Origin of the sequence: Pseudomonas sp. IB20 (assembly GCF_009707325.1) — a bacterium.
Taxonomy (GTDB): Bacteria; Pseudomonadota; Gammaproteobacteria; order Pseudomonadales; family Pseudomonadaceae; genus Aquipseudomonas.
This window is the reverse complement of the sequence record NZ_CP046103.1, coordinates 750,165-762,694: the sequence shown is the minus strand read 5'-3', so window position 1 is coordinate 762,694 and position 12,530 is coordinate 750,165. Positions and strand designations below refer to the sequence as shown.

General features: G+C 59.9%; 13 protein-coding genes, 2 tRNA genes and 2 pseudogenes. 9 read left to right on the top strand and 8 right to left on the bottom strand.

Going from position 1 to position 12,530, the window contains the following annotated elements:
- The first annotated feature begins 129 nt into the window (after positions 1-129).
- The 8 genes from GJU48_RS03395 to pgeF all read left to right on the top strand — a co-directional run bounded on the left by GJU48_RS03395 (position 130) and on the right by pgeF (position 6,359).
- Positions 130-681 carry an RNA polymerase sigma factor gene (locus GJU48_RS03395; protein WP_094948873.1) on the top strand — a complete coding sequence of 184 codons (552 nt, stop codon included), beginning with the start codon at positions 130-132 and terminating at the stop codon, positions 679-681.
- A 438-nt stretch (positions 682-1,119) separates the two neighbouring features.
- Positions 1,120-1,196, top strand: a tRNA-Met gene (locus GJU48_RS03390).
- A 101-nt stretch (positions 1,197-1,297) separates the two neighbouring features.
- Positions 1,298-1,374: transfer RNA gene (locus GJU48_RS03385), tRNA-Met, on the top strand.
- A gap of 95 nt (positions 1,375-1,469) precedes the next feature.
- Positions 1,470-2,036: a GNAT family N-acetyltransferase gene (locus GJU48_RS03380; RefSeq protein WP_094948872.1), complete on the top strand. Its 567-nt coding sequence runs from the start codon at positions 1,470-1,472 to the stop codon at positions 2,034-2,036.
- Positions 2,033-2,866, top strand: a complete 834-nt coding sequence (locus tag GJU48_RS03375) for an EamA family transporter (protein WP_094948871.1) — start codon at positions 2,033-2,035, stop codon at positions 2,864-2,866. The genes GJU48_RS03380 and GJU48_RS03375 overlap by 4 nt, the downstream gene beginning before the upstream one ends.
- Before the next feature lie 101 nt (positions 2,867-2,967).
- On the top strand, positions 2,968-3,747 hold the full coding sequence (locus GJU48_RS03370) for a PhzF family phenazine biosynthesis protein (RefSeq protein WP_094948870.1): 780 nt from the start codon (positions 2,968-2,970) through the stop codon (positions 3,745-3,747).
- A gap of 36 nt (positions 3,748-3,783) precedes the next feature.
- Positions 3,784-5,613 carry a gamma-glutamyltransferase gene (gene ggt, locus GJU48_RS03365; RefSeq protein ID WP_094948869.1) on the top strand — a complete coding sequence of 610 codons (1,830 nt, stop codon included), beginning with the start codon at positions 3,784-3,786 and terminating at the stop codon, positions 5,611-5,613.
- 23 nt (positions 5,614-5,636) lie between these two features.
- Positions 5,637-6,359 carry a peptidoglycan editing factor PgeF gene (pgeF, locus tag GJU48_RS03360; RefSeq protein ID WP_094948868.1) on the top strand — a complete coding sequence of 241 codons (723 nt, stop codon included), beginning with the start codon at positions 5,637-5,639 and terminating at the stop codon, positions 6,357-6,359.
- Between the two features lie 54 nt (positions 6,360-6,413).
- Here pgeF and ddlA read toward each other — a convergent pair whose 3' ends face one another.
- Genes ddlA through GJU48_RS03340 form a run of 4 tightly spaced genes read right to left on the bottom strand, consistent with a single transcriptional unit; the run spans position 6,414 to position 9,007 of the window.
- A complete protein-coding gene (gene ddlA / locus GJU48_RS03355) occupies positions 6,414-7,508 on the bottom strand; it encodes a D-alanine--D-alanine ligase (RefSeq protein ID WP_094948867.1) in 1,095 nt (364 codons plus the stop codon).
- Between the two features lie 44 nt (positions 7,509-7,552).
- A complete protein-coding gene (locus GJU48_RS03350; protein ID WP_094948866.1) occupies positions 7,553-8,188 on the bottom strand; it encodes a LysE family transporter in 636 nt (211 codons plus the stop codon).
- A 29-nt stretch (positions 8,189-8,217) separates the two neighbouring features.
- The gene (locus GJU48_RS03345; protein ID WP_094948865.1) at positions 8,218-8,436 is read right to left on the bottom strand and encodes a helix-turn-helix domain-containing protein; all 219 of its coding nucleotides are present in this window, start codon (positions 8,434-8,436) and stop codon (positions 8,218-8,220) included.
- A gap of 7 nt (positions 8,437-8,443) precedes the next feature.
- Entirely contained in the window at positions 8,444-9,007 is a 564-nt protein-coding gene (locus GJU48_RS03340; RefSeq protein ID WP_094948864.1) for a DUF2975 domain-containing protein, read from the bottom strand.
- 192 nt (positions 9,008-9,199) lie between these two features.
- Here GJU48_RS03340 and GJU48_RS03335 point away from each other — a divergent pair, with 192 nt between their 5' ends.
- The gene (locus tag GJU48_RS03335) at positions 9,200-10,009 is read left to right on the top strand and encodes an AraC family transcriptional regulator (RefSeq protein WP_094948863.1); all 810 of its coding nucleotides are present in this window, start codon (positions 9,200-9,202) and stop codon (positions 10,007-10,009) included.
- 113 nt (positions 10,010-10,122) lie between these two features.
- Here GJU48_RS03335 and GJU48_RS03330 read toward each other — a convergent pair whose 3' ends face one another.
- The 4 genes and pseudogenes from GJU48_RS03330 to GJU48_RS03320 form a co-directional block, all read right to left on the bottom strand.
- Positions 10,123-10,698 carry a flavin reductase family protein gene (locus GJU48_RS03330; RefSeq protein ID WP_094948862.1) on the bottom strand — a complete coding sequence of 192 codons (576 nt, stop codon included), beginning with the start codon at positions 10,696-10,698 and terminating at the stop codon, positions 10,123-10,125.
- 60 nt (positions 10,699-10,758) lie between these two features.
- Positions 10,759-11,190: pseudogene (locus GJU48_RS25590) on the bottom strand (methyl-accepting chemotaxis protein); the annotation flags it as partial.
- Positions 11,191-11,298: 108 nt separating this feature from the next.
- Positions 11,299-11,985: pseudogene (locus GJU48_RS25585) on the bottom strand (PAS domain-containing protein); the annotation flags it as partial.
- Positions 11,986-12,179: 194 nt separating this feature from the next.
- Positions 12,180-12,512, bottom strand: a complete 333-nt coding sequence (locus tag GJU48_RS03320; protein WP_094948860.1) for a DUF2790 domain-containing protein — start codon at positions 12,510-12,512, stop codon at positions 12,180-12,182.
- Between the last annotated feature and the right edge of the window lie 18 nt (positions 12,513-12,530).

Sequence of the window (12,530 nt, the reverse complement as noted above, 5' to 3'; positions counted from 1 at the left end):
AAACGCTTCATTTCAATATATTTATTTATATAAATCAGAAAGTTGAGAGTTTTTTTCCTTTGGCACAGCCAGTGCAAAAGGGGTTCGCATCGTAAACATTTCGATAGCGTCTACCCTGAGGAAAAAATCATGAATATCCCTATTGAAGCTTTAGCCCACCTCGTTGGCAGCTCGCCTCAATTCATGCTTCACCTGACAGACGATCAACAAAAAAAACTTCGGCGCTTCATCCACAAACGCGTGCTCAACCACGAAGATGCAGACGACATCCTACAACTGACCTACCTGGAAGCTTGGCGCAACAGGGAGCGTTTCAGTGGACAGGCAACCCTCAGCACCTGGATGTGCGGCATTGCGCAGAACCTGGTCCGCAACCATTTTCGGCGCTTGTATGCCAAACCGGTGCATTGCGAATTCGATGAATCGCTGTGGCATGGCCAGGAGGAAAACAACAACCTGGATTGGGAGTTCGAGATCAACCGCCGGCTAGAAAAAACCCTGACGGCCATCGACCACCTGCCGGCAGAAATGCGCAAGACGCTGTACGCCTCGCTGGAAACCGACGGCAGCTACCAGGACACAGCCGACGTATTGGACATCCCTATCGGCACCGTTCGCTCACGCCTGTCACGGGCGCGTGAACACCTCAAGCGCGTCACGCACAACCCGCCGCAACCGTAAGGCGCTCTAAAGGGTAATCGTTGGGCGGCAGGGATATCTGCCCAACCGAATTACACCTGCGCACGCGCGGCAACTAGATCGCCAACTGCCCGACTGCCTCGTCGTCAACGAAAACCTCAGCGTTGAAGATACCCAGCTCTACCTCTCCCCCTGATCCGCAGCACCTCAGCCAACGCCTCGACTGCTGCGATCACCCGCAACCACGCCCGACTTGCCTGCGATGACGGCGGCACATTCAACCTCGTCATCGGCTGACCCACCGCAATCGCAGTCAAGCCCGCTCCCACAGGCGTTTTTTGTGTAGCCCAGAGACGTGAAAATCCCCGAGCCACTCGTCGCCAGACCCGGCATTTTCGGTTAAACAGTTGAAAGCGTAGATAAAAATTCAAAATAAATGCTTGACGCATTCCCGTTCTACGCGAATAATGCGCGCCACTTGGCTACATAGCTCAGTTGGTTAGAGCATAGCATTCATAATGCTAGGGTCCGGGGTTCAAGTCCCTGTGTAGCCACCAAGTACTAAAAACGGCTTACCGAAAGGTAGGCCGTTTTTTTATGCCTGAAGAAAAGCCCTGAGGCATACTCGCCCCCATCCACCGAATAATGCGCGCCACTTGGCTACATAGCTCAGTTGGTTAGAGCATAGCATTCATAATGCTAGGGTCCGGGGTTCAAGTCCCTGTGTAGCCACCAAGTACTAAAAACGGCTTACCGAAAGGTAGGCCGTTTTTTTATGCCTGAAGAAAAGCCCTGAGGCATACTCGCCCCCATCCACAAGGAGGCGATACGTGAACCCCCACTTCCCCACCCACGGCATCACCACCGAACGGCTGTCGCTGCAAGCCGCTCGCCCGTCTCACGCTGGCGCTCTGCAAACGTATCTGCTGCGAAACCGCGTTTACCTTCAACCCTGGGAACCCACGCACGGCGATGACTTCTTCGAACTCGACGCCATCACCCAACGCCTCAAAACCATGGCCGAGAAAACCGCCAGCGGCGAAGCGCTGCATCTGCTGATACTGCACGACGGCACAGTCATCGGCGTCTGCAACTTCACCAACGTCGTGCGCGGTGCATTTGAAGCCTGTCACTTGGGCTACGCGCTCGACGAATCTGCCCAGGGCCAGGGGCTGATGCACGAAGCGCTGAAAGCCGCGATTGCCCATGTGTTCGATGACATGAAACTGCATCGAATCATGGCCAACTACCGGCCTGAAAATGAACGCAGTGCGCGTCTGCTCAAACGGCTAGGGTTTGAGCGTGAGGGTGAGGCGCGGGCCTATCTCAAGATCAATGGCGTGTGGGCGGACCATGTGCTGACGGCGCTGATCAACGGCGCAAGCCACGCCTCATGAGCCTCCACGTATTCGCCATTATCATGCTGGGCGCCGCGCTCCACGCCACCTGGAATGCCGTGGTCAAAGGTGGCGTCGACAAGCTGTTGACCACCTGCCTGATTGCGTCCCTCGCCTCGTTGATCGCGTTGGCGGCCATCCCGTTTCTGGCGCTGCCGGCGCCAGAAAGCTGGCCGTTCATCGGCGCGTCGGTGATTCTCCAAGTGCTGTATTTCGTGCTGGTCGCCTCGACATACCGCATTGCCGACATGAGCCAGACCTACCCGATCATGCGCGGCACCGCGCCGTTGGTGGTGGCGACGGTGAGTGTGTTTGTGTTGGCGGAGCCATTGTCGGCATTTGCCTGGCTCGGCATTGCGGTGATCTCTCTGGGCATCTTGAGCATGGCTGTAGCGCCGTTATCAGGACAGCGAAAAGGCTTGATTCTGGCGCTGATCAACGCGGGGGTGATCGCCAGCTACACCCTTATCGACGGCTTGGGCGTGCGCAAGTCCGGCGCGCCGGTGGCCTATACACTGTGGATCTTCCTGCTGACCGGCATTCCGCTTGCCGCATGGGCTTTAGCGGCCCGGCGCGGCGTGTTCCGTGACTACGTAAGCCGTAACTGGCGCCTGGGCATCGTCGGCGGTGTGGGCACGATAGCGTCTTATGGTCTGGCGCTTTGGGCCATGACCGCTGCCCCCATCGCCACCGTTTCAGCGCTGCGGGAAACGTCGATCCTGTTCGGCGTGGGGATTTCGGCATGGGTGCTGAAAGAGCATCTGACCCGCGCTCGCATTGTTGCCGCATGTGTCATTGCCGCCGGGGCGATGCTGTTGCGCCTGGGCTGAGCAGGCCAGGGGGCGTGCGCTCAAAAAAACTGCGTATCTGTATTTTGACGCCCTCCTGACCCACTGTTAGTGTCCAGCCTCCACAAGACGGAGTGCCCCCGATGAAATTGGACATCTACCAAGTCGACGCTTTCAGCCAACATCCTTTCGGTGGCAACCCGGCAGCCGTCTGCCCGCTGACCGAGTGGCTGCCCGACGCACAACTGCAAGACATCGCCGCGGAAAACAACCTCTCCGAAACCGCCTATTTCGTGCCCCGTGGCGATTTCTATGAGTTGCGCTGGTTCACCCCGCAAGTCGAAGTGGACCTGTGCGGCCATGCCACGTTGGCAGCGGCGTGGGTGCTGATTCATCAACTGGCGGACGCACCTGAAGTGTTGCGCTTTGCCACCCGCAGCGGCGAGCTTCGCGTGACGCGCAATGGTGACGAACTGGCGATGGATTTCCCGGCTAAACAGCCTCAGCGCTGCGAGCCGCCCAGTGGACTGTTGAGCGCATTAGGGATTGAGCACGCCGAGGTGTTTGCCACCGATGACTACATCGTGCTGGTCGACGATGAGGCTCAAATCGCCGCCCTGACGCCAGACTTCGCGCGCCTCAAGGGCCTGCCCAAACGCGGGATCGCGGTGACGGCCAAAAGCACGCAGTTTGATTTTGTTTCGCGCTGGTTCGGCCCGAACGTGGGCGTCGATGAAGACCCGGTCACCGGCTCCGCACACACCTCGCTGGCACCTTTCTGGGCTGAGCGTTTGGGCAAGTCGCAATTGACTGCTGAACAGGGCGGCAAGCGCCGTGGGCAACTGCGTTGCGAGCTCAAGGGCGACCGCGTGATCATCTCGGGCCATGCGGTGCTCTACCTGCAAGGCGTGATTTACCTGTAAAAAGTACCACCCCAAGGACAACAGATCATTCTCAAAATGAACGGAGTTCAGCGCGTGTTTTTGATTTCCCGCCGTCAACTGTCAGTGATAGCCGCAGCCCTCGCCCTGGCCGGCTGTCACACCCCCGTCAATGAACAGCCGCCGGCGCCGGAGTTGGGCTCGGGTTACCGCACCGACCTCACCCCCCGCCACGCCGAGCGCCATATGGCCGCCGCCGCCAACCCACTGGCCGCCGAAGCCGGGCGCGAGATGTTGCGCCAAGGCGGTTCGGCAATTGATGCAGCGATTGCCATGCAGGCCGTACTGACGCTGGTGGAGCCGCAGTCTTCCGGCATTGGCGGCGGCGCGTTCATCATGCTGTGGGATGGCAAAAAAGTGCACGCCTATGACGGCCGCGAAACCGCCCCAGCCGGCGCAACTGAGCGCTTGTTCCTAAAAGCGGACGGCACGCCGATGGCGTTTCCCGAGGCGCAGATTGGCGGGCGGTCGGTCGGCACACCGGGGGTATTGCGTGCGCTGGAAATGGCGCACAAGAAGACCGGGCACCTGCAATGGGCCAAGCTGTTTGAACCGGCGATTCGTTTGTCGGAGCAAGGCTTCGCGATTTCGCCGCGCCTGCACGCGTTGATCGCGGCTGACCGTTACATCGCGCAATCACCCGAGATGGCGGCGTATTTTCTGAATGCCGACGGCACGCCTAAAGCCACCGGCACCCTGTTGAAAAACCCGGCGCTGGCCGCTGTGTTCAAGCGCATCGCCAAGGAAGGACCGGACGCGCTGTATCACGGGCCGATTGCTGATGAGATCGCGCGTAAGGTCCAAGGCAACCGCAATGCGGGCAGCCTGTCACAGGCCGACCTCAAGGCCTACACCGCCAAGGAACGCACGCCGCTGTGCACCGACTACAAGCAGTATCAGGTGTGCGGCATGCCACCGCCGTCGTCGGGTGGGATTGCAATCGCACAGATCCTCGGCACATTGCAGGCAGTGGAAGCCCGCGACCCACGCCAGGCCATAGCGCCGATGAAACCGATTAAAAGCGCATCGCCCGCAGGGCTTGAACCCACACCCGAAGCCGTGCACCTGCTTGCCGAGGCGGGTCGCCTGGCGTTCGCCGACCGTGGGCTGTACGTGGCCGATGCCGACTTCGTGCCGGTGCCGACCGCTGGCCTCGTCGCTCCAGACTACCTGGCCAAGCGCGCTGCGCTGATCGGCGAACGCAGCATGGGCATCGCCAAACCAGGCCAGCCTGTGGGCATTCAGGTGGCCTACGCGCCGGACCGCTCGCCGTTGCGCATCTCCACCTCGCAAGTGGTGGCGGTGGATGACCTGGGCGGCGCCGTGTCGATGACCACCACGGTGGAAGCGGCATTCGGTTCGCATGTGATGGTCCAGGGCTTTTTGCTCAACAACCAGATGACCGACTTCTCGTTCATCCCTGAAGAAAACGGCCAGCCGGTGGCCAACCGCGTCGAGCCCGGCAAACGCCCACGCTCGGCCATGGCACCGACCTTGGTGTTCGACCGCAAGAGCGGCGAGTTGCTGGCCACCGTGGGCTCACCGGGCGGCTCGCAGATCATTGAGTACGTGAGCAAATCCCTGGTGGCGATGCTCGATTGGAAGCTCGACCCGCAAGCGGCCATCAGCCTGCCCAACTTTGGTAGCCGCAACGGTGCGACCGAGCTGGAAGCAGGGTTGTTCAGCCCTGAGTTGAAACAGGCACTGAGGGACAAGGGCCATGCGTTGAGTGAGATCGATATGACCAGCGGCATCCAGGCCATTGTTCGCACACGCGATGCTCAGGGTAAGGTGTCGCTGAGCGGCGGCGCGGATCCTCGGCGTGAAGGCGAAGCGGTCGGCGACTGACTTTATTGAGCGCAGAGAGCCCCTTGCAACAGGCAAACAATCTCGGCGCCCTCCCCGGCGTCGACCACGGGTTTTGTTCGATCGATGATCCATTGCGACCGGATGAGGTGTTCATCTGCAAGCAGGTGCACAGTGCGACGGTGATCGAATGGCAGCCTGATCAGGTGGCCAATACCGTTGAGGCCGATGGCGTGCTCACTCGCGCGCACCCGCCAATCGCAGTGATTACCGCTGATTGCTTGCCCATTCTTATTGCCGCGAAAAGTGGTGAAATGGTTGCCGCCGTGCATGGCGGCTGGAAGGGGTTGCAAAGCGGAATTATCGCCAACGCCGTGCAGCAATTTACCGCCGAGGGCATTGCCGTTGACCAGTTGCAGGTCGCTATCGGGCCGTCGATCAAACCGTGCTGTTACGAGGTGAGCGAAGGGTTTATCACCCAGTTTCAGACGGACCAAGGCCACTTGTGGCGTGACGGACAAGCGCCGTGGCGCTTCGAGCAGCCGGCACCACGGCTGGCGCCGCAGATTGCACCGCCGCATGCGCGGCAGACGGGAAGTGCGTGGTTTGATTTGAGTGGATACGGGGTGATGCTGCTGCAAGCGGCGGGAGTTAAGCGTGAGCAGATCGAAGTCAGTGAGGTGTGCACTTACTGCACATCACCGACCTTCGCCAGCTACCGCAGGAGGACGCATCACCCGGAGGAGGCGAAGACGTTGATCTATTCGTGGATTGCTCGCAAAACCTAAAGAGCCTCTGTCCCCTATGGCTGGCAGGCTACCGCACGGAGCGCGCCACAACAATCAGCGGCTTATCTTCAACCCCTTCCGCCCCGCATGCCGCTCCAGCGCCAGCTCAATCAACCGGCTTACCAGCTCGCTGTAACTCATCCCCGCCGCCTGCCACAGCTTGGGGTACATGCTGATGCGAGTGAAGCCAGGCAGTGAGTTAATTTCGTTAATCAGCACTTCGCCGTCGTCGGTGAGAAACACGTCGACCCGCGCCAGCCCGGCGCAACCCAACACCTCAAACGCTTCGATGGCGAGTTGGCGAATACGCTCGCTGGCCTCAACGCTGATATCGGCCGGCACCACCACTTGGGCGGCCTGGTCGTCGATGTATTTACTGTCGTAGGAATAGAAGCCGTTGCTCACCACGATTTCGCCGCAGCCGCTGGCGATGGGGTTGTCGTTGCCGAGCACGGCACATTCAATTTCGCGGCCTTGAACGGCGGATTCCACCAGCACTTTTTCATCAAAGCCCAGGGCCAGCTCGACGGCGGCGTGGTACTCGGCGGCGTCGGCGACTTTGCTCACGCCCACCGAGGAACCCTGATTGGCGGGTTTGACGAACATCGGCAAACCGAGTTTGTTCGCCGCAGCCTCAAAGGAGGTGCGCGCCGCGTTGCCACGGGTCAGCGTGATGAACGGGGTGACGGCAATGCCGGCATCGCGCAGCAGGCGTTTGCTGATGTCCTTGTCCATGCACACGGCCGAACCCAGTACGTCGGAGCCGACGAAAGGCAGGTCGGCCATGCGCAGCAGGCCTTGCAGGCAGCCGTCTTCACCGAGGGTGCCGTGGACAATAGGGAAAATCACATCGATGTGTTGCAGCAGGCCCTGCCCCGAGGTTTCCACCACTTGCTGGCTGGCCTTGCCCGGCACCACCGCCAGTTCGCGGTTGGACTGGTTGAGGGCGATCAGCGCCGGGTTTTCCTGGTTGATCAGGAAGTTCGAGGTGTCGTTGAGGTGCCAGTGGCCGGCCTTGTCGATGCCGATTAGCACGGGCTCGAAGCGCGAACGGTCCAGCGCATCGACAATATTGCGCGCCGATTGCAGCGAGACTTCGTGCTCGGCCGAACGGCCACCAAAAATAATACCTACCCGCACCTTGCTCATGACTCGGCCTCACTATTGAAAGTAAGGCTTCTTACCATGAGCGGTCAGCGATTCGCTACCAGATGTGCGCCAAACAACAGGTAGCAGCCACCGGCAAACCGGTCGAGCCACTTGCGTGAACGGCTGTAAAGATTGGCCATGCGCTCGCTGGAAAACACCAGGGCTACGCTGGTGTACCAGCTGAACGACAAGGTGGCCATGGTGATGACCGCCAGCGCCAACAACGTTGGCGACGGTGACGGCGGCATGGTCGAGGCGAAGGCCGTGGCAACGAACAGTGCGGCCTTGGGGTTGGACAAGTTGCCCAGCAAACCGAAGCGCCAGGCAGAGAACAGCGAGCGCTGGGGCTCGTCAGGCAATGCGGCTTGATTGATAGGAGCCGAACGCTTGAACAGTTTCAGCCCCAGGTAGATCAGGTAGCAGCCGCCGATGATCTTGAAGGCCAGATAGAGCATGGGCGCAGCGGTGAACAGCGACTTGATGCCCAAGCCGCCTGCCAGCCCCCATATCACCGTGCCCGTGGCCACCCCGGCGGACGCCACCACGCCATGACGACGCGAGCAACTCGCCGCCAGTTGGGCAGTGTTGAAGAAGTTCGGCCCCGGCGTCACCACCGCGACAGCCCAAAGCAGCCCCAGCGACAGCAACGGTGCTGCGTACGGCAAGTCGGAGAACAGCATGGGGCGTCCCTCTTCGTCAGTGGTTAAACCTATTCGGCCGCCGGCTCAGGCGTGTGCACCAACAAGTCGCCAGGCTGGCACTCCAGGTAGGCACATATAGCATCCAACGTGCCCAGCCGTATGCCCTTGACCTTGCCTTGTTTGAGCAACGACAGGTTCTGTTCGGTAATCCCTATGGCGGCCGCCAGGTCTTTGGATTTGACCTTGCGCCGGGCAAGCATAACGTCCAGTTCAATCACAATGGGCATTTCGATCTCAAACAAAAGTACGGTTTTCAGAATCCACTTCACTGGCCTGCCACAGGATACGCGCGATTACCGCGATACAGGCAGCGAGAAACAACGCGACGAAGCTTGGCGCGGTGACACTCAGCGTAATCAATCGCTGGCCGACCGGCTCATTCATCGTGACCCAGACACTGAGCAACGGCTCGCATAAAAAGTCCAGCAGCACCCATATCGCCACTGCTCGCCCAACTTTGCCCAGGTGCTGCGCCGCGGCACTGGAGAAGTACTCACCCCGAGCGTAATTGCGAAACAGTTGGCGCAGATGGTTCAAGCCTGACGCCAACGCCATCAATGGGATGGTGGAAAGCACAATGCCACCCGCCGTCTGCCACCACGGGAACAGCGCAACTTTAGCGGCGTGCGCCTCGATCAGACGGTCAGTCAAGGCAAAGCCAAACCCCAGGCCATCGGCGGAGGAACCCAGCACCGGAAACAGCCACACGGCAGTGTTAAGCACCAGCATAACGACAAGCAGCAAGAGGGTAAGCAGCGACATGCGCTGACTGAGCTGGGCCAGACGTTGGGTATTCATAAACAACCTCGGTGAGTGAGTGAGCGCACAAAATAATAGATTAATTATCGTAAAACAATCATTTTTTAACGCAAAGCAATGCGACCGTTAAAAAAGGCTCATCCAGATCACGCACAATCGTACAAGACCTCGACAGACAACCCGCGCCAGACTGGGTTAACGTGTTTCCACCTCTACTTGTGACCAGTCACCATGGGCCAACCCACTTCTACCCTCGATTGGCTGCACCGCGCCCCGCACGCCAGCGGCCTGGACCGTATCGAAGCGTACTTTGCAGGCTTTGCGTTCGACCCGCATCGCCACGACACCTACGCCATCGGGCGCACGCTGTTCGGCGTGCAGAGTTATCACTACCGCGGCAGCATGACCCACAGCTTGCCCGGTACGACCATGGTGATTCACCCCGATGAATGCCATGACGGCCGCGCCAGCAGTGTAGAAGGCTTCAAGTACCGCATGATTTATGTGGAGCCGGCGCTAATCCAACAGATTCTTGGCGGCAGGCCGTTACCGTTTATCCACAACGGATTATCAACCGACCCGCGACTGTTCCGCGCCAGCGAAGTATTGCTGCAAAGCCTGGATTGCCCGATTGACCCGATGCAGGAACAGGACGCTCTGTACGACCTGGCCCAGGCGCTGAGCGCTGCATCGGGGGTGATCATCAGCCGTAAATCTTTCGATTACGTCGCCGCCGAGCGCGCCCGGGAATTTATCCACAGCGCCTTGGGCCGCAGCATCACCCTGGATGAAATGGCCGACCATTGCGGCCGTGATCGCTGGGCGTTGTCGCGGGATTTTCGCTTGTTGTTCGGCACCAGCCCCTATCGCTACCTGACCATGCGGCGGCTGGACCTGGTGCGCAGCTTGCTCGTCCAAGGCCAATCGTTGGTGGATGCGGCATTGACCGCCGGCTTCACCGACCAGAGCCACATGACACGGCAATTTCGCAGCACCTACGGCATGCCGCCGTCGCGTTGGGTGAAGATGCTCGGGCGCTGAGCCTTTGGCTTGAAATGCAGTCAATGTGGGAGCTGGCTTGCCTGCGATAGCGGCCGCACCACGGGCCCAACGCCCCGCCGATCCGCTGCCTGGCAGACGTACGCGGGTAAGGCTTACAGCTGACGCCCAACAATGGGCTCGCCGATGCTGAGGAAATTGCCGCCGGCGATATGGTGCAAGGTGCGTAACTCATCATGCCCTTCAAAGTGCCAGTGCCCTTCGCTGAACACGCGCTCGTCGGCATAGGCGGCCACGACTTCGCCGAGGAATAAATCGTAGGCCTGTTGGTTGTGGGGCTCGGGCAGCAGGCGGCACTCCAGCCAGGCGACACAACCTTCCAGCAGCGGCGCTTCGGTGTGTTCACCGTTGAACGTCTGCAGGCCGTAGGCGGCGAATTTGTCGGTGTCTGAGCCCGTGGTGTTGCCGACGGTCTGCACCAGATCGGCCTGGGCCACACAAGGCACTTGGAGCACGAAGGTGCCGGCGCCTTCCAGCAGTTGGCGGGTCCAGGTGGCCTTGTCCAGCACCACGGCGACTTTCGGCGGTTCAAAATCCAGCGGCATCGCCCAGGCAGCGGCCATGATATTGCGCTTGCCGTCGTGGGCCGCGCTCACCAACACGGTCGGCCCGTGATTGAGCAAGCGGTAAGCCTTGGACAACGGAACGGGGAGAAGGTGGGTAGGGCTCATGGAGGGGCGGCTCTTCAAGCAAGAAAAAACCTACGATACCTCAAGCGCAAGTCCCACGGGTTAGGTCGACAGCTGATTTGCGAATTGTCCTACCGCACTGACCACCTTTTTTGCACCGTCCTGGATCTCCACAATCACCGTGCCCGCCTCGGCCGCCAGCGCTAAACCTTGCTCGGCCTGCTCGCGGCCTTCAGTCATCAAGGACACCGCATCGCGGGCCATGTCCTGGTTCTGACGCACCACACCGACGATTTCCTCGGTGGCCTTGCTGGTACGCGAGGCCAATTGACGAACTTCATCAGCCACCACCGCAAAGCCACGGCCCTGCTCACCGGCACGTGCTGCTTCGATGGCCGCATTGAGTGCCAGCAGGTTGGTTTGCTCGGCGATGCCGCTGATGGTCTTGACGATGGTGCCGATCACTTGGGACTGCGCGTTCAGCGCCTCGATGCCATCACCGGCCTGTTGCATGTGCTTGGCCAGATCACGCATCACATCCACCGCCTGGGTCACGACGGTGCTGCCGCGCTGGGCACTGTCGTCGGTTTGCAGCGAGGTGCTGTAGGCGATGTTGGCGGCCTCGGCCACCGCTTGCTCTTGATTGACTTGATCGGTGATCACCGTGGCGAACTTGACCACTTTGTACAACCGTTCATTGGCATCCAGCACCGGGTTGTAGGTCGCCTCCAGCCACACCACACGGCCATGGCTGTCGACCCGTTTGAAGCGCGCGGCAACAAACTCACCGGCATTCAAACGTTTCCAGAAGTGCTGATACTCCGGGCTGTTGTATTCCTGTGGCTCGCAGAACATACGGTGATGTTTGCCCTGGATTTGCGCCAGGCTGTAACCCATGCCGCTGAGGAATCGGTCATTGGCGGTCAGCACATGCCCGCCGAGGTCGAACTCGATGACCGCGGTGGAACGCACCAGCGCGGTGATCAGGTTTTCGTGCTCGCGCGACGCCTCGATGGTGCGAGTGAGGTCGCTGGAATAAATCGAAAAATGTTTGATGCACCCGTCCGAGTTGCGCACCGGCTGCAGGATCGAACGCAGCCACGCTTCCTTGCCGTTGCCACGCATCAGGCGCACGGTGCCGGCGAAGTGTTCGCCCCGCACCAGGGCATTCTTGAAGCGCCGCTGGAATTCGTCCTGACGCAGATATGCGGGCACCAGCTCATCAATGTGGCGCCCCAGTATGTTTGTAGCCTGGTACGACAGTTCTTGCAGGAAGTTGGCGTTCGCCCACTCCACCCGGCCTTCGGCGTCCAGCGTCAGGCACAGCATTTCGCTTTCCAGGCTCTCCTTGACCTGCTGCAAGCTGGACAACTCTTCACGAAGAGCCGACAGCTCCTGCTTCAAACGGGTGTTGAACATGGGGCACCGATGGTCATATTGGGAGAGGATTCTCACCTGCATCGGCGCTGCCGGCGTTTTCTGAAGCGCTTTTTTGCGCCGCCCCCAACTGTTTTTTGGCCCGATCAACCACCGTTGTTTCGGCAGATGCCCATCACTTGATACTCAAGGGTATTGAGCTTGCCGCTGGAGTCTTCATAGGTCATGCGCGACGGCACCGGGTTGCACGAGCGGATCGGCGGTGTGACGTTGACCACGTTGGCAATGTCCAGCTTCATGCCATAGCGGTAGGCCTGTACCTCGGGCATCGGTTTGCCCTTTTTCTCGGCGTAGGCCGCCATGGCTTTTTCATTGCGCTCCATCATCAGGGCAAAGGTGCGATCACCCCCGCCTTCGGCCAACGCGCCAAATGACAAGACTGCCGTTAATACACCCAAGCCAATTTTATAAGCGTTCATAACAGGTTCCTCGATTGA

What these genes read in the sequence shown, in the direction of transcription:
- GJU48_RS03375 (WP_094948871.1), top strand. Translation starts at nt 2,033, where the DNA reads ATGAGCCTCCACGTATTCGCCATTATCATGCTGGGCGCCGCGCTCCAC.
- GJU48_RS03350 (WP_094948866.1), bottom strand. Translation starts at nt 8,188, where the DNA reads ATGCTGTTCTCCGACTTGCCGTACGCAGCACCGTTGCTGTCGCTGGGG.
- GJU48_RS03370 (WP_094948870.1), top strand. Translation starts at nt 2,968, where the DNA reads ATGAAATTGGACATCTACCAAGTCGACGCTTTCAGCCAACATCCTTTC.
- GJU48_RS03320 (WP_094948860.1), bottom strand. Translation starts at nt 12,512, where the DNA reads ATGAACGCTTATAAAATTGGCTTGGGTGTATTAACGGCAGTCTTGTCA.
- GJU48_RS03335 (WP_094948863.1), top strand. Translation starts at nt 9,200, where the DNA reads ATGGGCCAACCCACTTCTACCCTCGATTGGCTGCACCGCGCCCCGCAC.
- GJU48_RS03330 (WP_094948862.1), bottom strand. Translation starts at nt 10,698, where the DNA reads ATGAGCCCTACCCACCTTCTCCCCGTTCCGTTGTCCAAGGCTTACCGC.
- ddlA (WP_094948867.1), bottom strand. Translation starts at nt 7,508, where the DNA reads ATGAGCAAGGTGCGGGTAGGTATTATTTTTGGTGGCCGTTCGGCCGAG.
- ggt (WP_094948869.1), top strand. Translation starts at nt 3,784, where the DNA reads ATGAACGGAGTTCAGCGCGTGTTTTTGATTTCCCGCCGTCAACTGTCA.
- GJU48_RS03345 (WP_094948865.1), bottom strand. Translation starts at nt 8,436, where the DNA reads ATGCCCATTGTGATTGAACTGGACGTTATGCTTGCCCGGCGCAAGGTC.
- GJU48_RS03340 (WP_094948864.1), bottom strand. Translation starts at nt 9,007, where the DNA reads ATGAATACCCAACGTCTGGCCCAGCTCAGTCAGCGCATGTCGCTGCTT.
- GJU48_RS03395 (WP_094948873.1), top strand. Translation starts at nt 130, where the DNA reads ATGAATATCCCTATTGAAGCTTTAGCCCACCTCGTTGGCAGCTCGCCT.